Annotated in this window: 18 protein-coding genes; 9 read left to right on the top strand and 9 right to left on the bottom strand. The window is 63.6% G+C overall.

All coding sequences use genetic code 11. The annotated features are described in order from the left end of the window. From AC4D2Q_RS10600 to AC4D2Q_RS10585, 4 genes are all read left to right on the top strand, one after another. Nucleotides 1-933 (top strand): carbohydrate ABC transporter permease, encoded by a 933-nt coding sequence (locus tag AC4D2Q_RS10600; RefSeq protein ID WP_490925444.1) that lies wholly within the window; start codon nt 1-3, stop codon nt 931-933. A gap of 36 nt (nt 934-969) precedes the next feature. Then, nucleotides 970-2,319, top strand: a complete 1,350-nt coding sequence (locus AC4D2Q_RS10595; RefSeq protein WP_490946435.1) for an ABC transporter substrate-binding protein — start codon at nt 970-972, stop codon at nt 2,317-2,319. A gap of 140 nt (nt 2,320-2,459) precedes the next feature. Next, a complete protein-coding gene (locus AC4D2Q_RS10590) occupies nt 2,460-4,499 on the top strand; it encodes a beta-galactosidase (protein WP_490946434.1) in 2,040 nt (679 codons plus the stop codon). Nucleotides 4,500-4,584: 85 nt separating this feature from the next. Then, nucleotides 4,585-5,445: a DUF3626 domain-containing protein gene (locus AC4D2Q_RS10585; RefSeq protein WP_490946433.1), complete on the top strand. Its 861-nt coding sequence runs from the start codon at nt 4,585-4,587 to the stop codon at nt 5,443-5,445. Nucleotides 5,446-5,589: 144 nt separating this feature from the next. On the opposite strand, the gene AC4D2Q_RS10580 is transcribed toward AC4D2Q_RS10585, so the two are convergent. The 7 genes from AC4D2Q_RS10580 to AC4D2Q_RS10550 are packed head-to-tail and all read right to left on the bottom strand — an operon-like array spanning nt 5,590 to nt 12,867. Next, the gene (locus AC4D2Q_RS10580; protein WP_490946585.1) at nt 5,590-6,678 is read right to left on the bottom strand and encodes a Gfo/Idh/MocA family protein; all 1,089 of its coding nucleotides are present in this window, start codon (nt 6,676-6,678) and stop codon (nt 5,590-5,592) included. A 38-nt stretch (nt 6,679-6,716) separates the two neighbouring features. Beyond that, nucleotides 6,717-7,415 (bottom strand): ThuA domain-containing protein, encoded by a 699-nt coding sequence (locus AC4D2Q_RS10575; RefSeq protein ID WP_490946431.1) that lies wholly within the window; start codon nt 7,413-7,415, stop codon nt 6,717-6,719. A gap of 12 nt (nt 7,416-7,427) precedes the next feature. Next, the gene (locus tag AC4D2Q_RS10570) at nt 7,428-8,432 is read right to left on the bottom strand and encodes a sugar phosphate isomerase/epimerase family protein (RefSeq protein WP_490946430.1); all 1,005 of its coding nucleotides are present in this window, start codon (nt 8,430-8,432) and stop codon (nt 7,428-7,430) included. Continuing rightward, complete coding sequence (locus AC4D2Q_RS10565; protein ID WP_490946429.1) at nt 8,429-9,673, bottom strand: Gfo/Idh/MocA family protein; 1,245 nt, start codon at nt 9,671-9,673, stop codon at nt 8,429-8,431. The genes AC4D2Q_RS10570 and AC4D2Q_RS10565 overlap by 4 nt, the downstream gene beginning before the upstream one ends. Before the next feature lie 29 nt (nt 9,674-9,702). After that, the gene (locus AC4D2Q_RS10560; protein ID WP_490946428.1) at nt 9,703-10,596 is read right to left on the bottom strand and encodes a carbohydrate ABC transporter permease; all 894 of its coding nucleotides are present in this window, start codon (nt 10,594-10,596) and stop codon (nt 9,703-9,705) included. 1 nt (nt 10,597) lies between these two features. Further along, entirely contained in the window at nt 10,598-11,545 is a 948-nt protein-coding gene (locus AC4D2Q_RS10555) for a carbohydrate ABC transporter permease (protein WP_490946427.1), read from the bottom strand. Further along, nucleotides 11,542-12,867 (bottom strand): ABC transporter substrate-binding protein, encoded by a 1,326-nt coding sequence (locus AC4D2Q_RS10550; protein ID WP_490946426.1) that lies wholly within the window; start codon nt 12,865-12,867, stop codon nt 11,542-11,544. The genes AC4D2Q_RS10555 and AC4D2Q_RS10550 overlap by 4 nt, the downstream gene beginning before the upstream one ends. A 230-nt stretch (nt 12,868-13,097) precedes the next feature. Between AC4D2Q_RS10550 and AC4D2Q_RS10545 the strand changes: the two genes are divergently transcribed. From AC4D2Q_RS10545 to arfA, 5 genes are all read left to right on the top strand, one after another. Next, nucleotides 13,098-14,177: a LacI family DNA-binding transcriptional regulator gene (locus AC4D2Q_RS10545; RefSeq protein ID WP_490946425.1), complete on the top strand. Its 1,080-nt coding sequence runs from the start codon at nt 13,098-13,100 to the stop codon at nt 14,175-14,177. Between the two features lie 129 nt (nt 14,178-14,306). Continuing rightward, a complete protein-coding gene (locus AC4D2Q_RS10540) occupies nt 14,307-15,641 on the top strand; it encodes an extracellular solute-binding protein (RefSeq protein WP_490946424.1) in 1,335 nt (444 codons plus the stop codon). Between the two features lie 48 nt (nt 15,642-15,689). Continuing rightward, the gene (locus AC4D2Q_RS10535; protein ID WP_490946423.1) at nt 15,690-16,634 is read left to right on the top strand and encodes a carbohydrate ABC transporter permease; all 945 of its coding nucleotides are present in this window, start codon (nt 15,690-15,692) and stop codon (nt 16,632-16,634) included. Between the two features lies 1 nt (nt 16,635). Continuing rightward, the gene (locus tag AC4D2Q_RS10530) at nt 16,636-17,529 is read left to right on the top strand and encodes a carbohydrate ABC transporter permease (protein WP_490946422.1); all 894 of its coding nucleotides are present in this window, start codon (nt 16,636-16,638) and stop codon (nt 17,527-17,529) included. A gap of 67 nt (nt 17,530-17,596) precedes the next feature. Further along, the gene (gene arfA, locus AC4D2Q_RS10525; protein ID WP_490946421.1) at nt 17,597-19,135 is read left to right on the top strand and encodes an arabinosylfuranosidase ArfA; all 1,539 of its coding nucleotides are present in this window, start codon (nt 17,597-17,599) and stop codon (nt 19,133-19,135) included. Between the two features lie 43 nt (nt 19,136-19,178). Here arfA and AC4D2Q_RS10520 read toward each other — a convergent pair whose 3' ends face one another. Together AC4D2Q_RS10520 and AC4D2Q_RS10515 are read right to left on the bottom strand one after the other, a co-directional pair. After that, nucleotides 19,179-20,438, bottom strand: coding sequence for an MFS transporter (locus AC4D2Q_RS10520; protein WP_490946420.1), 1,260 nt, complete (start codon nt 20,436-20,438; stop codon nt 19,179-19,181). Then, the gene (locus tag AC4D2Q_RS10515) at nt 20,435-21,118 is read right to left on the bottom strand and encodes an ArsR/SmtB family transcription factor (protein ID WP_490946419.1); all 684 of its coding nucleotides are present in this window, start codon (nt 21,116-21,118) and stop codon (nt 20,435-20,437) included. Before AC4D2Q_RS10515 ends, AC4D2Q_RS10520 begins: the two co-directional genes overlap by 4 nt. Nucleotides 21,119-21,213 lie beyond the last annotated feature (95 nt).

The raw sequence follows: 21,213 nt of genomic DNA, 5'->3' as shown, positions 1-21,213 counted from the left end.
ATGAGCGTCGCCGTCGACCCCGCCCGAGCCCGGAACCAGAAATCCCGGAGCGCCAATATCCGCATGAAGAGCAAGCGCCGCGGCGTGGACAATCCCAAGCGGAATGTGCTGCTGACCGTCCTCACCGGCATTGTCCTTATTTACAGCCTTGTCCCGCTGCTCTGGCTGGTCATCAACTCCTCCAAGACCCAGGCCGATCTCTTCAGTTCATTCGGCCTGTGGTTCAGCGGTGATTTTGCCCTGTTCAGCAACGTTGCCGACACCCTCACCTACGACGACGGCATCTTCGTCCGCTGGCTGCTCAACACCGTGCTTTACGTGGTGCTGGGCGCGGGCGGGGCCACCTTCCTCGCCGTCCTTGGCGGATATGCCCTCGCGAAGTTCAACTTCCCCGGAAAGAAGGCCGTCTTCGCCGTCATTATCGGCGCCGTCGCCGTACCCGGCACCGCCCTGGCCGTCCCGACCTTCCTGATGTTCAGCGAGATCGGCCTCACCAACACCCCGTGGGCAGTCATCATCCCGTCGCTCATCTCGCCCTTCGGCCTGTACCTGATGTGGACATTCGCCACCGAGGCCATCCCCACCGAACTGCTGGAATCGGCGCGCATGGACGGGGCGGGAGAGTTCCGCACCTTCTTCCAGATCTGCCTGCCGCTGCTGGGGCCGGGCATCGTCACGGTGCTGCTGTTCACCATGGTGGCCACCTGGAACAACTACTTCCTGCCGCTGATCATGCTCAAGAACCCCGACTGGTATCCGCTGACCCTGGGCTTGAACGCCTGGAACGGCCAGGCCTCCACAGCCGGCGGCGAGGCAATCTTCAACCTCGTCATCACCGGTTCGCTCCTCACCATCCTTCCGCTGATAGCAGCGTTCCTGCTGCTGCAGCGCTACTGGCAGTCCGGCCTCAGCGCCGGCGCCGTCAAAGAATGAAACCCTTCCGGAAACAATGACGTGAAAAGGAAAACCATGAAGAGCAAAATCTCCCTGGCAGTGCTGCGCGGCTCCGCAGTTGCCCTTACCGCTGCCCTCGCCCTCACAGCCTGCGGCGGCGGAGACAGCGGCAACACCGGCACTGCAGCTGAAGAGGTCAGCGCCGACGACGTCCAGGCTGCCCTCGAGGAGGGCGGAGACATCACCATTTGGTCCTGGGAACCCACCCTCGACGAGGTTGTCGAAGGCTTCGAAGCGGAACACCCGAACGTCAACGTGAATCTCGTGAACGCCGGCACCGGCAATGACCATTATGTGGCACTGCAGAACGCCATCGCGGCCGGTTCGGGAGTTCCTGACATCGCGCAGCTGGAGTACTTCTCCCTCCCCCAGTTTGCACTGGCAGATTCCGTCAAGGACCTCAGCGGCTACGGTGCCGCAGACCTGCAGGACACCTACAACCCGGGCCCCTGGAACTCGGTCCAGGCCAACGGAGGCATCTACGGCCTTCCCATGGACTCCGGGCCCATGGCCCTGTACTACAACAAGGAAATCTTCGACAAGTACGGTGTGGAGGTTCCCACCACCTGGGATGAGTACGTCGACGCCGCCCGAGCCCTGCACAAGGCAGATCCCAGCGTCTACATCGCCAATGACACCGGAGATGCGGGTCTTGCCACCAGCCTCATCTGGCAGGCGGGCGGCCAGCCCTACAAGGTCGACGGGACAGACGTCACCGTCAATTTCTCCGACGAGGGCTCCACCAAGTTCACCGAAACCTGGCAGCAGCTCCTGGACGAAGATCTCCTGGCACCCATCACCTCCTGGGGCGACGAGTGGTACCAGGGACTCGGAAACGGCACCATCGCCACCCTTGCGACCGGCGCCTGGATGCCGGCCACCTTCTCCTCCGGCGTTGCGGCCACGGCCGGCAAATGGCGGGTTGCTCCCCTGCCCCAGTGGGAAGAGGGAGAAACAGCAAGCGCCGAAAACGGCGGCAGCGCCCTGAGCATCACTTCAGCCAGTGAGAAGGGCGCCCTGGCGTACGCCTTCCTCGAGTACGCCAACGTAGGCGACGGCGTCCAGACCCGCGTGGACAACGGTGCGTTCCCGGCCACTGCAGCCACCCTGGAATCAGAGGAGTTCCTGTCCGACGAGTTCGAGTACTTCGGCGGCCAGAAGGCCAATGAAGTCTTTGCGGAATCTGCCAAGAACGTCCCGGAAGGCTGGTCCTACCTGCCCTTCCAGGCCTACGCCAACGGCATTTACAACGACACCGCCGGACAGGCCTACGTCTCCGACACCACGCTCAAGGACGGACTGAAGGACTGGCAGGACGCCAGCATCAAGTACGGCAACGAGCAGGGCTTCACCGTCTCGGAGTAAGCCACGAACCAACGCATCACCGGATCCGGGCCGGCCGGGGCTTCGTGTCCCCGGCCGGCCCGGACCTGCATCCCGGCGTCTGCCATTGGACGCAGGCACACCCCCACACCCGCATCCCCAACATTCCAAGGAGCTCTACCGTGCCAACACCCACCACCCACCGCTGGCTGCGCTGGCCCACCGATCCCAACCGCCGGCGCATGGCGTACGGCGCCGACTACAACCCGGAACAGTGGCCGCGGGAGACCTGGGACGAGGACGTGCGGCTCATGCGCGAGGCCGGCGTCAACGTGGTGTCACTGGCGATCTTCTCCTGGGCCCGGCTGCAGCCCGCCAGAGATACCTGGGACTTTGCCTGGCTGGACGAAGTCATCAACCTCCTTCACGAAAACGGCATTGCCGTGGACCTGGCCACCGCCACCGCCTCCCCGCCGCCGTGGCTGGCCACCGAGCACCCGGAAATCCTGCCCGTCACCGCCGACGGCGGGATCCTGTCACCCGGCGCCCGGCAGCACTGGCGTCCCACCAGCCCGGTCTTCCGGGAGCACGCGCTGAAACTCGTGACCGCCATGGCCGAGCGCTACAAGGACCACCCGGCAGTCTGTGCCTGGCACATATCCAATGAGCTTGGCTGCCACAACATTTACGACTATTCCGACGACGCCGCCCGCGCGTTCCGCGTCTGGCTCACGGACCGCTACGGCAGCATCGATGTCCTCAACGACGCCTGGGGCACGGACTTCTGGTCCCAGCGGTACACGGACTTTGAACAGATCCTGCCTCCCCGCCGGGCCGCTTCACATCCGAACCCCACCCAGCAGCTGGATTTCAAGCGGTTCTCCTCGGATGCGCTCAAGCAGTACCTGCGGGAAGAGCGCGACATCCTCAACGCCATCACTCCCGACATTCCCGTCACCACGAACTTCATGGTGATGGGTGAAACCAAGGGAATGGACTACGCGGACTGGGCTCCGGAAGTGGACTTCATCGCCAATGACCACTACTTCGTTCCCGGTCCGCAGGCGGTGGACGAGCTGTCCTTCTCGGCGAATCTCACCGGCAACATCGCCGGCGGAAAACCCTGGTTCCTGATGGAGCACTCCACCAGCGCCGTGAACTGGCAGCCGATCAACACCCCCAAAAAGCCCGGAGCGCTGCGCCGCGACTCACTCACCCATGTTGCCCACGGGGCGGACGCCGTCTGCTTCTTCCAGTGGCGGCAGTCCAAGGCCGGCGCCGAGAAATTCCATTCGGCCATGGTTCCGCACGCCGGCGAGGACAGCCCGATCTTCCGCAGCGTGGTCAGCCTGGGCCGGGAGCTGGAGTCCCTGTCCGGTGTTGTGGGTTCGCGCCGCGGCCAGGCACCGGCAGCCATCCTCTTCGACTGGAACTCGTGGTGGGCTTCGGAGCAGGACTCCCATCCCTCGGACCGCCTGCGCTACAAGCAGGAGGCCCTTGACTGGTACTCGGCGTTCCTGGCCCTGGGCCTCCGGGTTGACGTGGTTCCCTCCGCCGCTGAACTGGACGGGTACGGGCTCGTGGTTGCACCCGTCCTGCATGCTGTTCCGGCGGGCCTGAAAGCCCGCCTCGAGGAATACGTCCACGGCGGGGGGCACCTCGTCACCGGGTACTTCAGCGGCATCACGGACGAGAATGACCACATCTGGCTCGGCGGCTATCCCGGAGCCCTTGCAGATCTGCTGGGCGTGCGGATCGATGAGTTTGGCCCGCTGCTGGACGGCGAGACGGTTCAGCTGGACAACGGGACCACAGCCGCGCTCTGGGCCGACCGCGTGCATCCGTCCGCCGGCGACGTCGAAATCCTCGCCCGATACACCAGCGGGGAGCACTCCGGCGATGCCGCAGTCACGCGCCGCACCGTCGGCACCGGAAGCGCAGCCTATGTGGGCGCACGCCTCGGTGCGGCCGGGCTCGAACCGATCCTCGCTGTTCTCGCGGCGAGCGCCGGGGTGGTCAGTGAGCTGCCTGCGGAGCTGCGCGGCGCCGTCGAACTGGTTGTGCGAACCAACGGGGACGCCGACTACGTTTTCCTCATCAACCGCACCGACGCGGCGGTGGACATTACCGGCGTCGACGGCGATCCCCTCCCGGGCTGGGAATCCAAGCTGGCTCCGCGGTCGGTATCAGTGCTCACGAGAAAGGCACGCAGCGCCGCCTAGGAACTCCCTCCCATCCGCGAGCGCCGTGCCGGTGCCGGGGAGTAAGCCTCCCCGGCATCGGCACGGAGTAAGTAGGGTGTGCGCTATGGATGACAGCGCTCCCCTGTGGGCTCAGGCGGTCGACTACGTCAGCACCGGGACAACGGGTCCGCCCCTGGATCCGTCCCTTGACGTCACGGTGCACTTCCATCCCGACTCCCCCGTCTCCGGCACAACACTGCTGGCACATCTGGTCACGGATTCCGTCTACCGCTCGCAGTTTGAAACCGGAACCGGCAACGGGGGCCTCACGGCCTGGCCGGGCGGCGAGCGCTGGCGCTGGGAACAGCGGATGTTCGGCGGGGTGTACGACGGCGCCCCGGCAGCTGAGCGCCCCAAGTACGGTTCGCTGAACTACCGCCGTCTCCCCGTCGGCGGTTCCGTGCGGTTTGGCTCCTCCCACTTCCGGCTTCGCCGCGAGGAGCTTCCCCGCGTGACGTTCTGCTATCCGGACAGCAGCACGGAGCCGGAGCACTTCGGCACGGCCGAGCACATGCCCCTGGTAGACCTGGCGCTGAAACACGCACCCGCGGCCGGTCTGGACATACTGGATGACCATGTGGAAGCCCACATTCACGGCCCCTTGAGGGTCGAAAGCGACATTGCCGCGCTGGTCCTTGACCCTTCCTACCGCGGCACCGACGTTGAAGCGGCTGCCCGTGCCCTCCCGTGCCCCCTGGAATGGCACCCCGGGTTCCGCCTCACTGCGGCGGACCTGGCCCGGTACCCCGACTATCGGAGCCCCCGCGTTGTGGCGGCCGGGCAGGATATCGCCGAAGATGGGTGGCTGGACCCCCGGGTTATCGGCATCGCCGTGCGGGAACAGCGGTATGACCGGCAAACGCTCAAGCAGCTCTGGCACGGTTTGGCACGGTTTGGCTACGACTGGAGCGGCACAGGAGTCTGACGCTGACCCCTGCGGTTCGGGCTCCTGTGAACAGGCGCTCCCCAACATGAAGATCCCCTGACATAAAGATCCCCCGGGTAGCAGCACCCGGGGGATCTTCAAGGGAAATATCTGTTCGAACATACGTTCGATTTAGACCTCGATCTAGGTCAGGCTGCCTGCCTCTGCGCCCTGAGTCCGGGACAAGGCAACCGCGGCCGGACGTTCACACATACTGCGAATCGGCACTGCGGCACCGGACTCTGCAGAGGCCAGCACCGCCTGCATGACTTCCAGCACGTGGAACCCCAGTTCGCCGCTGGCCCGCGGCAGTTCCCCTGCCGGAGTGAGGGCCAAATCCTGCAGGCCTATCCCGCGTGAGGCGCCCTGGTACCCCGCGGATACCGGCAGAAGCTCCCAGTCATCGGCGTCGAGGCGCCGCACATGGACCTCCCCGTCAAAGCGGTTGGGGTCGGGAACTGCCAGCGAACCCGTTTCCCCGTGGATTTCAATGTTGGAAGACCGTGTGGCCACGGCGTCAAAGCTCATCACCAGGGTGGAGAGGGCACCGGAAGCGTGGACCAGGACCCCGGTGACGTGAGTGGGAGTGCTGACCGGAATCTCTTCCCCCGCGCGCAGGCCCGACCCGATGATCCGGGTATCCCGGGTGCTGCTGGCCGCACCGATAACACAGGCAACGGGCCCCAGCAGCGTTACCAGGGCGGAAACATAGTAGGGGCCCATATCCAGCAGGGGGCCGCCTCCCGGGACGTAGTAGAAATCGGGGTTCGGATGCCACCGTTCATGGCCCGGCGTGACCATGGTGGCCGTGGCGGAGATGGGCTTTCCGATCAGCCCGTCATCAATTGCCTTTCGTGCCGTCTGCGTGCCGGTGCCGAGCACGGTATCCGGCGCCGAGCCCAGGATGACGCCGGCAGCCGCGGCGGCTTCCAGCATCGACTGTCCTTCAGCAGTGCTGGCGGCCAGCGGCTTCTCGCCGTACACGTGCTTGCCGGCAGCAATCGCCTTCAGGGCAACCTCTGCATGGGCAGCGGGGATGGTGAGGTTCAGGACCAGGTCCACGGCGTCGTCGGACAGCAGTTCATCCACGGTCAGGGCACGGACCCCGGGGTACTCGGCAGCAACGGCACGGGCCCGGTCCATATCCAAGTCCGACACCGCGGTGAGGGTCACGGCGTCGAGCCGCGGAAATGTTTCGAGATAGGCCGCGCTAATGTTGCCGCAGCCCACCATGCCGATCCGCAGGGGGGCAGCACCGCCCGATTCGGAATTCAGCGGCTCGCCCACAGCATGCCCCTTTCAATGAGAGTCTTTACGTTCTGGTCCTGCAGGATCTGAACCGAGTGGCCGGGCGTGGCCACGAAGATCTTGCCCGCACCCCACTGCCGCGTCCAGACAGCCGGGCAGGTGACGGGGCGGTGCCAGGAATCCCATTCCCGCGCCGGAAGCGTGGTGGTGGCCAGTACGTCAATGTAGTCGTCGGTAAGGACCCAGTACTGTTCGGTGCGCAAATCAAAGTCCGCCAGCCCGGCAGTAATGGGATGGTCTGCCGCTGCCGGCAGCATCTGAACCGTGTAGTCGATGAAGTTGTCGGAGGCGTCCCCCACCCTCTCATCCGGGTGCTTGCCCGGATGACAGGCGAACTGGCCGCCGATCAGGTGCAGGTAGTCGGAGCTGTTCCGGTAGGAGTCGGCGATTCCACCGTGCCAGCCGGCCATTCCGGTACCGGCGTCAATGGCCGCCCGCAGCCCCTCGAACTCCTCTTTTTCAATGGTGTTCATGGTGTTGCACTGGACGATCAGGTCAACGGTGGCCATGTACTCGGCGTCGGCATAGATCTTCGGCGATTCCTCCACCCGGATCTCGAACCCGTTGTCCCTCAGGTGGGGCAGGAAGAGGTCTGTGGCTTCGACCGGCTGATGCCCGTCCCAGCCGCCCCGGACAACAAGGGCCTGGCGTGTGGTGCTCATAGGGTAGTTCCTTTACTTGGTAGCAAAAGCTGAGTCGAAGGCGGCTGCGGGCGGGGTGATCTGGGCCAGGGATTTCACCAGGGCCAGGGCGCCCGGCCCGCCGACCATGCGGTCCATCCCGGCGTCTTCCCATTCCACGCTGGTGGGTCCGTCATAGCCGATGGCGTTCAGCATCCGGAAGATGCGCTCCCACGGCACATCTCCGTGGCCGGCGGTGACAAAGTCCCAGCCGCGGCGCGGATCGCCCCACTGCAGGTGTGAACCGAGCCGGCCATTGCGGCCGTCCAGCTGCTTGACCGATTCCTTGACGTGCACGTGGTAGATGCGCTCGCGGAAATCGTAGAGGAAGGCCGCGGGATCAAGGTCCTGCCAGATGAAGTGGGAAGGGTCGAAATTCAGGCCGAAGCCCTCGCGGTGGCCGATCGCTTCCAGAGTCCGGTGTGCGGTCCAGTAGTCGTAGGCAATTTCGGACGGATGGACCTCCAGCGCGAACCGGACGCCCACTTCATCGAAGACGTCGATGATGGGATTCCACCGGTCGGCGAAGTCCTGGTAGCCCCGCTCAATCATGGAATCGGGAACGGGCGGAAACATGGCCACGGTCTTCCAAATGGAAGAGCCGGTGAACCCGGTCACCGTCTTCACCCCCAGCCGGGCAGCAGCCCGGGCGGTCATCTTCAGTTCTTCGGCCGCACGGGTGCGGACGCCCTCCGGATCGCCGTCGCCCCAGACGCGCGCGGAAACAATGCCCTGGTGGCGCTCGTCGATGGGGTCGTCACAGACAGCCTGTCCGTTGAGGTGGTTGGAAATGGCATAAACCGACAGATTGTTCCGCTTGAGGATGTCCAGCCGGTCCTGGAGGTACTCGTCATCCTCCACAGCCCGCCAAACGTCCAGGTGATCGCCCCAGCAGGCGATTTCAAGGCCGTCAAAGCCCCACTCTCCTGCGAGCCGGGCCACCTCCTCGAACGGAAGATCGGCCCACTGGCCGGTGAACAGTGTGATGGGGCGGGTCATCGGATTTCCTCTGCTGTAGTTTTCGGGGCGGCAGCGGCGGGCTGCGGCTGGGCATCCACCGCCGTCCAGCGGCTTTCGTCAGCCGCGCTGTCCTCGACGGCCGCGAGCACGCGCTGTACCTGCAGGGCGTCGGCGAACGACGGCGTGGGCTGGGTTCCGGCGGCGAGGGACGTCACCAGGTCCACCACCTGATGCGTGAAACCGTGCTCGTAGCCCAATCCGTGGCCGGTGGGCCACCAGTTCCCCACGTAGGGGTGCTCCGGTTCGGTGACCATGATGCGGTGGAAGCCCTGCTCACCGCTGCGGTCGGTGGAGTCGTAGAACTGCAGGAAATTCATGTCCTCAAAGTCGAAGGACAGCGAGCCCAGGGACCCGTTCACTTCGAGGCGCATGGCATTCTTGCGGCCGAGGGCGGCCCGGGTGGCTTCAAAGACGCCGATCGGTCCGCCGTCGAACCGCGCGGTAAAGATTGCGGCATCATCCACCGTGACGTCACCCATGGGCTGGTCTTCCCCGGCGGCGCCGTGGCCGCCGAGTCCCACGAAATCCCCGCCCACAGGGCGTCGGCTGGTAAAGGTCTCCAGCAGCGCCGAAACACCGGTGATCTGCTGGCCGGTGACAAACTGGGCGGCATCAATAATGTGGGCGCCGATGTCGCCCAGGGCGCCGGAGCCTGACAGTGTCCGGTCCAGCCGCCAGGTCAGGGGTGCATTTTCGTCCGACAGCCAGTCCTGCAGGTACTGGGCCCGGACCTGACGGATCTTCCCCAGCCTGCCGTCGTCGACCATTCGCTTGGCCAGCGCTAAAGCGGGCGTGCGGCGGTACGAATAACCGCACATGGCAAAGACTCCGCGGCGTGCGGCTTCGGAGGCCGCGGCCGCCATTTCCTCTGCTTCCTCCACCGAGTTGGCAAGGGGCTTTTCACACAGGACATGTTTGCCGGCGCGCAGTGCTGCAATGGCAATCTCGGCGTGGGTATTTCCGGGTGAGCAAATGTCGATCAGATCGATGTCTTCCCGTTCCACCAGCGCTTTCCAGTCCGTTTCCGTCGAGGACCAGCCCATTTGCCCGGCTGCCGCCTCAACGGCCGAAGCATTCCGGCCGGCAACGGCGGTGAGCTCGGGCCTGAGGGGAAGGTCAAAAAAACGGGGGGCGCTGCGCCACGCATGCGAATGCGCAGCGCCCATAAAGGCGTACCCGACCATTCCGATTCGAAGCGGAGCAATTTCTGCCTGCGGCATGTAGTTCCCTTTCATTTCAAGTGCAAACGCTATTTGCTGAAGCCCGCGGTCAAGCCGCTCAGCAGCTGGCGACGGCCCACGATGTACAGCACCAGGATTGGCAGCGTGGTCAGCACCACGGAGGCCAGGACCGCCGGAATATTCACGCTGTATTCCCCCTGGAAGCTCCAGAGGGCCAGCGGAAGGACACGCAGGTCAGGACTCTGCGTCAGGATGAGCGGCAGCAGGAATCCGTTCCAGACTCCCAGTGCGTTGTAGATACCCACCGTCACAATGGCCGGTTTGGTCAGCGGCAGGGCCAGCCGCCACATGGTCTGCCACTCACTGCAGCCGTCAAGGCGCATTGACTCAAACAGTTCATTTGGCACGTCCCGAATGAAGTTCGAAAGGATCAGCACCGTCAACGGAATGGAAAAAGCGATGGAGGGCAGAATCAGGGCCAAAAGGGTGTCATACAGCTGGAGCCGGATAATCATCAGATAGACCGGAATGATGGTTGCCTGCAGTGGAATGGCCAGGCCCAGCAGGAACAACCCGTTCGAGAATCTGAGGAACCTGCTGTTGCCGCGCACAATGGCGAAGGACGCCATGAAGGAGATGGCCACTGCCGGAATAACGGTGCCCAGCGTGATAATTGTGCTGTTCAGGAAGTACTTGGCGAAGTCCGCCTCCAGCACCATCCGGTAGTTCTCCAGGGTTGGAGAGGAGGGTACGGCAAGCGGGTTCTGCGAATAGTAGCCGGCTGATGTCTTCAGGCTGGTAATCACCACGTAGTACACGGGAATGATGATGATCGCCAGCCAAATCCAGCCGGAGAGACCGCCGGCGTAGTTCAGCTTGCTCCAGCGCAGCCCGCGGCGTGCAGACGAGGACGCAGCCGGAGGCGCGGAGGGTTTCGGTCGTTTGGTGGCTGTTGCCGTCATGTCAGAGACCTTCCAGTTGGCTGCCGCTGGAACCCTTGCCGCCCAGCCGCTGCAGGGCAAGCGCCAGACCCAGCCCGATCACCACCAGGATCACGGCAAGCACGCTGGCCGGTCCCATGAGGTTGGCACGGAAACCGGTGAGATACATATCCAGTGCCAGGATTCGGGTTGAATTGCCGGGACCGCCTGCCGTCAGCACGAAAATGAGGTCAAAGTAGGTCAGGGATCCCACCACCATGAGCGTGGAGGACGTGATGATGGTGTATTTCAGCTGCGGCAGGGTGATGTGGAAGAACTGCTTCACTTTGCCCGCACCGTCAATCTCCGCGGCCTCGTAGAGCGACTTGGGGATCTGGCGCACGCCGCCTTGGTAGATCAGGGTGTGGAACGGAACAAACTGCCACGCAATCACGAAGATGACCACCAGGAGGACCAGCTGCGGATGGCCGAGCCAGTCCTGCGCGAGGGCCGGCAGGTTCAGGCCTACGGCCAGGCCAAAGTTCGGATCCAGCAGCGCCTTGAAGGCAATGGCTATGGCAGCTGAGGAGAGCAGCAGCGGCAGGAAGTACAGGACTGCGAGAACTGCCCGGTACCGCTGGCTTCCGGCGGTGAAAACTCCCAGCAGGAGGCTGATCGGTGTCTGCACCAGCCAGGAGACGATCATGATGAGGAAGGTCAGCCGGAGGGCATTGTGCATCACGGGATCCCCCAGGACGGACAGCCAGTTCCCGACCCCGGCCAGGGTGATGCCGCCAATCCCGTCCCAGTTTGCAAAGCTGAGCACAAAAACACCGATCAGCGGAATGACGGCGAAGACCAGAAAGAATAACAATGCCGGAAGGACCAGCCACCACAGGCTGCCGGTCTTTCCGCGGCTGGGCCCTTCCCCCCGTCCCTTTTCCGTGCGGCCCGCGGCGGGCAGCGCCGCGGGCGGTACAGCGGCGATCATTTGCCCAGCGTCGCATTCATGTTGTTGGCGAACTCCTCGGGAGTGATGGACAGCAGGAACAGCTGGTCAATATTGCTCAGGAGCGCTTCGGCGGCGGTGGGGCTCAGGGCCTGGTCCCAGGACTGCTGGAAGTTCGGGGCATTCTTCGTCAGCTCGTAGACGAAGCTTAGGAATTCCCTGTCCTCGGACTCCTGCAGCTTGTCTTCGATGCCCTTGACGACCGGCACCGATCCGGACTTGATGTAGGCATCGACCTCTTCGTCGGTCAGCAGTCCATCCTTGAAGTACTTCTTGGCCGTTTCCTTTTCGGCGTCGCTGGCCTTGGAGGAGATGTACTCGTAGCCGCCGGGGTTACCCACGGTATTGGCCGGATCACCGGCACCTCCCGCGACAGAGGGGAAGTTGACCCAGCCGAGCTTGCCGCCCTCAACGAAGCCCGCGCCGTCGTTCTTCATGCCTCCGTAGGTCCAGCCGCCGTGCAGCATCATGGCAGCCTTGTTGGTGTACAGCAGTGCCTGGTCTGCGTTGCTGTCAGCGGTGATGGAGGTGAAGCCCTTGATGAATCCGTTGGCCTTGACCAGGTCCTGGATCATGGTGTTGGCCTTGATAGCTGCGGGGGCCGACCAAGCGTCCTCCTCACCGTTGTAGATAGCGGTGAAGACTTCCGGACCTCCCACGCGGTCGTAGAGGTACTCGAGCCACATCATGGAGGTCCAGCGCGACTGTCCGCCCAGGGACAGCGGAGCAACGCCCATGTCGTTGAACGTTTTGGTCAGGGCCATGAGATCGTCCCAGGTCTGGGGCGGTTCTGCTCCGGCCTGCTCGAACAGTTCCTTGTTGTAGTAGAAGATAATCGGCGTAACGGTCTGGGTGGGAAGGGCATAGATCTTGCCGTCAACCGTGGCCGCGCCGAACGTGGAGTCCAGCAGGCGGTCCTTGACGTCCGGATTCTCCTCGAACCAGGGGGTGAGGTCCTCGATCTGCCCGGCGTCGGCGTACGCGCGCATCGTTCCACCGCCCCAGCCCGCGATGATGGTGGGGGCCTGGCCGGCGCCGATGGCTGTCTTGATCTTGGTCTTGTAGGCGTCGTTCTGGAAGAACGTGACGTTGATTTTCTCGTCCGGATTGGCGCTGTTGAACACGTCAATTGTCTTTTGCCGGATGCCCTCATTGGGCTGCCCGCTGAGGGCCCAGATGCTGGCTCCCCCGGCGGAGGTGCCGCCGGGCCCCGAAGAGCCGCAGGCCGTCAGGCCGTAGGCGGCGATGGGTACCAGGGCGGCCAGCGACAGGAAAGACCTGCGTGACGTGAGCTTCTGTTCCATTCTTATCTCCATTGAAAAGAGCCGCGTCGCTGCGGCGGCGGATTGTTGTCCCAGCCCGGGGCCGGGAAGTATCGAAACTTTTCGCAACACCTGCTGTACTGCCATGAAAGCTACTGTGATATGCATCACTCGTCAAGGACATTTTTCGCCGCCCTTGTGGCGCGTGTTGACGCAGATGCGGGAATCCGCCAGACTTCAACGACCGAAAACTTTCGCAAAGGAGCGTTGCCTTGAACCGGGCTCACACTGCTAAGACGACGCTTGCCAGCGTCGCAGAGCTGGCCGGGGTGTCCGTTCCTACTGTTTCCAAGGTCATCAACGGGCGCGACGACGTTGCTGAGCCGACCCGGAAACGCGTACGGGCGGCATTGACCCGGCTGGACTACGAATCACCCGTCCAGCGGCGGATCCGCAGCAGCGCCCCGGCCATGGTGGACCTGGTCTTCGACGGGCTCAATACGTCCTATTCCCTTGCCATCCTGATGGGGATCACCACCCTTGCGGCCGCCGAAAATGTTGAAGTGGTACTCAGTACGGTCACTCCGGGAAAGCTCAAGAGCACCAACCATCTGGAATGGTCTTCCCGGCTGGCCGATTCGGGGCGCACGGGACTCATACTGGTAACCTCCGAGATCACGAGCGAGCAGCTGGAGGCCTTTGCCCGGCGTCATATTCCGGTGGTGGTGATCGATCCGCTGAATCCCCCGCCGTCCGGTTTCATCAGTATCGGGGCCACCAATTGGGCCGGGGGCAAGGCCGCCGTCGAGCACCTGGTTGAACTGGGACACCGGCGGATCGCCTTTGTGGGCGGGCCCGACGCCGCAGAGTGCAGCATGGCTCGGCTTCACGGGTATCTCGCAGCGCTGCGGGCGCATGGGATTGATGTCCCGGACGGCTACATTGTCAGCGGCAATTTCAACCGCGAATCCGGAGTACGCGGTGCGGCCGCGCTGCTGTCGCTCGACAACCCGCCCACCGCCATCTTTGCCGCGAGTGACCTCACCGCGCTGGGAGTTCTGGATGAAGCCCGCCGCCGCGGCATACGTGTTCCGGAAGACCTGAGCGTCGTGGGCTTTGACGGAACTGAACTTACGGAGCAATCCGTGCCGCGGTTGACCTCGGTCAGCCAGCCGCTGCAGGAAATGGGCCGTACGGCCCTGCGCAGTGTCCTCCGCCTGGCCAACGGAGAGGAACTGGAGTCTCTGCACGTGGAGCTTGCCACCACGCTGGTGGTCCGGAAATCGACCGCTCCCCCGCTGCCTGATACCGATTCGGCGCCGACGTCAACAGAGAAGGCTGGAAAGAAATAAACGTTAGCGCTAACAGTTTTCCTTGCCCTGAGGCCGTCCGGGTTCTAGGCTCGGGGCAGATCGCGCCGGCTGCGTCTGCAGCGGGCCCGATGATTGCAGCAGCAACCACCGTTCACAAGGGAGTGGCGAGTGAAAACAACACAGCAATCGGGCGGTCCGGTTTTTGACCGGCGCCAGGTCCTTCTGGGTGCCGGGGCAGTAATGGGAGGCCTGCTGACCGCCGGCTCCCTGGCCGGCTGTGAAGGACCGGCCGCCTCGGCGGCGCAAAGTCTGCGCTTCTGGCACCTGCTGTCCGGCGGCGACGGCATCAAGATGCAGGGCATGATCGACGCCGCAAATGCCAAGAACACGAATTTCCATGCCACCCCCACCGTGCTGGCATGGGGAGCGCCCTACTACACCAAGCTCGCCATGGCCTCGGCCGGCGGCAGGCCGCCGGAACTGGCCATCATGCACGCCAGCCGGGTTGTGGGCTACGCTCCCGGCGGTCTTCTGGATGAATGGGATCTGGACCTGCTGGCAGAAAACGGCGTCACCGAAGCCGACTTCGCCCCCCGCATCTGGGAGAACAGCCGGATAGACGGGAAGCTCTACAGCATCGCCCTCGATTCACACCCCTTCATCATGATGTACAACACCGACGTCGCCTCCAAAGCGGGGGTTCTGGGGGCGGATGAGCTCCTGATCCCGATTAACTCGCCGGACCAGTTCCGCGACGTTGCCCTGGAAATGCAGAAGGTTACGGGCAAGCACGGCTTGTCCTACGGCTTCCTTGGCGACGGGGCCCAGATGTGGCGCCTGTTTTACACCTTCTACCGCCAGCACGGGGCGGAGATGATCCTAAACCAGGGCGAGACCGCCGTGGTGGACCGGGATGTGGCCATCTCCAGCCTCGAGTTCATCCGGTCCCTGCTGGATGACACCATCACCACCAGCAGCGGGGATATTGGAACGGCCATTGCCGAATTTGCCAGCGGCGAATCCGGCATGCTCTTCAGCGGAGTCTGGGAGCTGCCCACCATGAAGACGGCGAAAGTACCGCTGGGGGCGGCACCCATTCCCACTCTGTTCGGCACTCCGGCGGCATATGCGGACTCGCACGCCTTCGTCCTGCCGCACCAGGCGAACCTTGACGACGCACTCCGCCGGGACTCCTACAAATTTGTGGCCGACATCCTCAAGGGGTCCCTGGCCTGGGCGGAGGCGGGGCACATTCCGTCCTACCAGCCCGTGGTCGCCTCCCCGGAATACGGCGCCCTGGCTCCCCAGGCCAACTACGCTGCTGCAGCCGACATCATCAACTACGACCCCCGGGCCTATTTCTCCGGTTCGGGGTCGGACTTCCAGACGTTCTTCGCGAACAGCGTCCAGAACGTTTTCCTTGGCCGTGACCAGCCGGCAGCGGGCTGGGACTCCTTTGTGGAACGGCTGAACATCCTCCTGGCCAAGCCCAACCCCGTCTGAGCCTGACCGGCAATCCGCACTGCAGTGAAAGCGACAAAGGAGTCCTTCATGAGTATCGCAACCGCTCCCGAGGGTGCCGACAGACGCGCGCCGGCACCCTCGCCCCCACCTGCCAATCCGCTGCGCCGGACACGGGGCAACAACCTTGCCGGCTGGGCATTCAGCGCACCCTTCCTGGTGTTCTTCCTGGCATTCCTGATCGGACCCCTCGTTTACGGGTTCTATATGAGCTTCACCGGAAAATCCCTGACCGGCGCGAATGACGAACTGCTGGGCCTGGCCAACTACACTGAAGCATTTGCTGATCCCGACATGTGGCATTCGCTCGGAAACACCCTGTACTTCACCGTCATCAGCACCGTGCCGCTGGTGATTATCGCCCTGGCACTGGCAGCACTGGTCAACATGGGCCTGCCTGCACAGTGGCTGTGGCGGCTTTCCTTCTTCTCCCCCTATCTGCTGGCCTCCACCGTTGTTTCCCTCTTCTTCTCGTGGATGTACAACCCGCAGCTGGGCCTGATCAATGACATTCTTTCCAAGGTGGGAATTCCGCCGGTTGCCTGGCTGAATGACCCCAACATCGCCATGTGGGCAATCGTTATTGCCACCGTGTGGTGGACAGTTGGATTCAACTTCCTGCTCTATCTGGCCGCCATGCAGAATATTCCGCAGCAGCACTATGAGGCGGCAGCCTTGGACGGCGCCGGCGGATGGCGTCAGTTCTTTTCCATTACCCTGCCCCAGCTTGGTCCCACCACGGTGCTCATTGTCATCCTGCAGATACTGGCCTCACTGAAGATTTTCGACCAGGTTTACCAGATGACCGCCGGCGGCCCGGCCGGTACCACCAGGACGATCGTGCAGTACATTTTCGAATCCGGATTCACGGGTTACCGGCTCGGCTACTCCGCAGCAATCTCCTACGTGTTCTTTGCCCTCATTGTCCTGGTGTCATTTGGACAGTTCTTCATCACCCGCCGAAGGAGCGTCTGACATGGCAGCACCGGCACTCACCCGAGCTCCGTCCGCACCAAAAAAGCCCGCTCCCCTGCAAAACCGCAAGCGGACTACGCCGGCACGGATTATCGCCACCGTCATCGTTTCGGTCCTGGCAGTCATCTGGCTGATCCCCTACGCGTGGGCTGCGGTCACCGCATTCAAGTCCGAGACGGAGGCCGCCGCCACACCGCTGACCTGGTTTCCCCACACGGGTTTTACCCTCGATGCATTCTCCAAAGTGCTCAGCGCCGGCAATATTCCGCTCTGGACGTGGAATTCGCTCTTCACCTCCACCGTCATCACCGTCATTACCCTGGTGATCTCCGCACTGTGCGCCTACGCCCTCTCCCGGATTGATTTCAAGGGCAAGCAAATTCTCATGGCGGTCATCATCGCCTCCATTGTGGTTCCACCGCCGGTGCTGATCATTCCGCTGTTTTACCAGATGCTCTCCATGCATTTGATTGACACCTACTGGGCCGTCATTCTTCCCCAGGTCATAGCTCCGGCCATGGTTTTTGTCCTCAAGAAGTTCTTTGACCAGATTCCGCGGGAGCTGGAGGAAGCAGCCATCATGGACGGCGCCGGACGCATGCGGGTGTTCCTGCAGATAGTGCTTCCCCTGTCGCGGCCTATTCTGGCCGCCGTCGCCATTTTCGTGTTCATCGGAGCCTGGAACAACTTCCTGTGGCCTTTCATCGCCACGAACGAATCCTCGCTGCTGACCCTTCCCGTGGGGCTGCAGACCATCAAGAGTGCCTACGGCATCCAATATGCGCAAAACATGGCCTCGGCCCTGCTCGCTGCCCTGCCGCTGATCATCGTGTTCCTCTTCTTCCAGCGGCAGATCATCAAAGGCATTTCCACCACCGGCCTTGCCGGCACCTGACCGTTCCACCCCGATTTACCCAGCACCCGGATCTCCACAGCACCAACAATCAAGGAGCAGAAAACATATGTCCCGCGCCAGGATCAGCATTGACCGCAACTTCACCATAGGCGAGGTACCCCGCCGCCTGTTCGGCTCCTTCGTGGAGCACATGGGCCGATGCGTCTACACCGGCATTTACGAACCGGGCCATCCGGAAGCCGACGAGCAGGGATACCGCCGTGATGTCCTGAAACTGGTCCAGGAACTCGGTGCCACCGTGGTCCGCTACCCCGGGGGCAACTTTGTTTCCGGCTACAACTGGGAAGACGGCGTGGGTCCGGTGGACCAGCGCCCTGTCCGCCTGGACGGAGCCTGGCACACGGTGGAGACCAACGCCTTTGGCCTGCATGAATTTGTTGACTGGTCCCGTAAGGCCGGCGTCGAAATCATGGAAGCCATCAACCTGGGCACCCGCGGAGTCGACGCCGCCCGTGAACTGGTGGAGTACGCCAACCACCCCGGCGGCACCTACCTTTCCGACCTGCGGGCCAAAAACGGACACAAGGATCCGTTCAACATCAAACTCTGGTGCCTGGGCAACGAGCTGGACGGGCCGTGGCAAACCGGCCACAAGACGGCGGATGAATACGGCAGGCTGGCCCAGGAAGCCGGCCGGGCCATGCGCTACGTGGATCCGGACCTGGAACTGGTGGCCTGCGGCAGCTCCGGTTCCGGCATGCCCACCTTCGGAGCCTGGGAGCAGACCGTTCTGGGCCACGCCTATGACGAGGTGGACTATGTCTCCCTGCACGCCTACTACCAGGAAGAAGAAGGCGACGCCGAGAGTTTCCTCGCCAGCGCCGTGGACATGGACTACTTCATTGAGTCAGTGGTTGCCACGGCCGACGCCGTGCGGGCGCGGGGCAAGCACAAGAAGTTCATCAACCTTTCCTTCGACGAATGGAACGTCTGGTACCAGCGGGGCCTGGCCACCGAGGACCAGCCCGAAGCTGTGGCCCGGGCGGGCTGGCGCGAGCACCCCCGCGTCATCGAGGACAAGTACAACGTGACGGACGCCGTCGTCGTCGGTACGCTGCTGAACTCGCTGCTGCGGCACGGTGACCGCGTCACCATCGCCAACCAGGCGCAGCTTGTGAACGTGATTGCGCCGATCATGGCCGAAGAAAACGGTCCGGCCTGGCGGCAGACCATTTTCCACCCGTTTGCACGCATGGCCGCCCTGGCCCGGGGCCAGATCCTGCGCACGGCGGTGGATTCGGACAAGTATGAAACCACCCGCTTCGGCGGCGCCGACCTAGTGGACGTCAGCGCCACCTGGGATGAGGAGAACGGCAAAGTGGCGCTCTTCCTCGCCAACCGCGGCCTGGAAGAGTCCGCGGATGTGGAGGTCGGGCTGGGAGGCTTCGAGGCCGGACGCATCCTCCGCGCCGAGGTCCTGCAGGTTCCTGCCGGCAAGGACCGGTTTGCCATCAATTCCCAGGCCGACGGCGAGCAGGTGGGCCTGACCCCGCTCCAGGACGTTAAGGCAGCCGGCAGCGAGCTCCGCCTGTCACTGCCTGCGCTGTCCTGGGCCGTGATTGAGGTGGAGGTCAGCAAGGGCTAAGAGCCTTCGCTGCGGTTGGGGGCCCGTTCCGGGATACGGGCCCTCAACCCACGGGACGGCGAGCGCCGGCGCTCCGGAACAGCGGCAGGACCGCCAGGAGGCAGATAGCTCCCATTGCGGCTATCAGCAGCCGGTAATCCACGACGCCGATCAGGGCCGCAGCGGCCATGGACGCCGCCACTTGGGGAACGTTGGTCAGGACGTGCGTTGCTGCTGCGGCCCTGCCTTGCATTCTTCCCGGCGTCTCCCGCTGCCGCAGGGTCACAAAGTCGATCACCAGCCAGGACGCACTGACTCCCAGGAGCACTGCGGCGGTAAACACCAGCGCCGGGACCGTGAGCGCTGTGAGCAGGACGGCGACCGACAGCACCACCACCGAGATGATCATCGTGGCACGGAAGCCGAACCTGCGGATAACTGCTGAGGCGCTGAGGCCCCCGAGCACTGCTGCAACCCCCTGCGTGCTGAGCAGCACGCTGAGGAACTCCGGCGGCATGCCCAGGCCCTGTTCATTGGTGGCAAAGATGGTGACGTTCAGGACGCCTGTGGCTCCCACCGCAGCGCAGAGGGTGGCCACAGCGGGTCGAAGCAGGGCGTGCCGGGCCAGGAACCGGAAGCCCGCCGTTGTGCTTTGCCAGAATGTTTCGGTGCTGTCCACGGCAAACACGGACTCCGTCAGCTTCAGTGTTCCGAGCACCCCTGCGGCAGCCACAAAGCAGCCGCACGTCAGCAGCACCACCGAGTCCATCCCCCACAGGGCCAGCATGCCCGCACCCAGCAGCGGGGAGACAATCCGCAGTCCCTGGTCAATGCTGCTCAGGATTCCGTTGGCCGGCGCCAGCAGGCGATCGGCAAGCAGGTCCCGCAGCAGACCGGACTGTGCAGCAGCCGTGACATAGGACGACGTAGCGTATCCAAACATCACTGTGTAGATCAGCCACAGCTGGTCTGCGTCCCGCACGCCAAGCAGAACGAGGACAACGACGGCGGCACACGCGTTGTTGATGATGACGACCGGCTTGCGCCGGTAGCGGTCCGCGAGCTTGCCCATGAGGGGAGACAGCAGCGCAGGCAGCCCCAGTGCGGCGAACACCATGCCCGCCGCGGCGTCGCTGCCGGTGAGTTGCTTGACCCAGATCGCCGCCGTCAGGAACAGCACGGAGTCACCGAAGTTGGAGAACACCCAGGCCAGGGCAAGCCTGCGGAAAGCGGGGATACGGAACGCCTCCCGGTTGGTGCCGACGCTGCCCGCCGGATGTTCTGTGTCAGCGGAAGCGGAGGCAATCGGATTCCCGGTGCTCACTGCCGGCCCTCTCCGGTGCCATGCTCCGGCGCCGCCGGCGTTCCGAAATCCGGATCGATGTTCAGCACAGTAAAGAGCTGGACCGGAACCGACCCATCGGGGCGCTGCTCCGGATGCTGCCAGCGGCCGTCAAAGCGGGCGGCGATATCCCAGAGGTCCGCCCGCAGCTGCCGGAGCTCCTCGTGGGTGGCGTAGAAGCTGGAGTTGGAAATGGTGGCAACATCCATATCTTCAAACGGCAGTTGCGGAGCACGGCGGAGCCAGGACTGGATACGGTCCAGTTGCCGGTTTACGTGGATGGCAGCCATGGAAGACAAGGCGTGGAGGGATCCTGGAGCATCGCGGTCGGGGATGTGCGACCTTCCCCGGGACAGCACCCGCCAGGGTTTCTCCCGTCCGGCCCGCTCCCCCTGCACGATGTAACCGTGCTTGGCCAGCATGCGCAGGTGATAGGAACAGCTGGCCACCGATTCTCCGATGCCGGCAGCACACTCGGTGGCTGTCGCTTGGTCCACGTCGTCGAGGAAATCAAGCAGCTCAAGCCGGACCGGATGTGCCAGGGCCCTGATGCGGACCGGGTCGGATATGACCTCCTCCCCGCTGCGCGGACGGTAGGCACCCGGTCGTGCGTCGGAGAGCGGGTCGCGGCTGTCTTTACCGTTGTCGGTCGAGGAATCCATGACCAGAGTCTGCATGCTAAAGATTTCTTTAGCAAGGCTTCTTTAGAATAATTCCGGGGGATGGCGCATGGGCGGATGAGGCAGGACCGGAGATA

The sequence above is a fragment of the Arthrobacter sp. TJ-178 genome (assembly GCF_058269275.1).
This window is presented reverse-complemented; position numbering and strand designations above follow the sequence as displayed.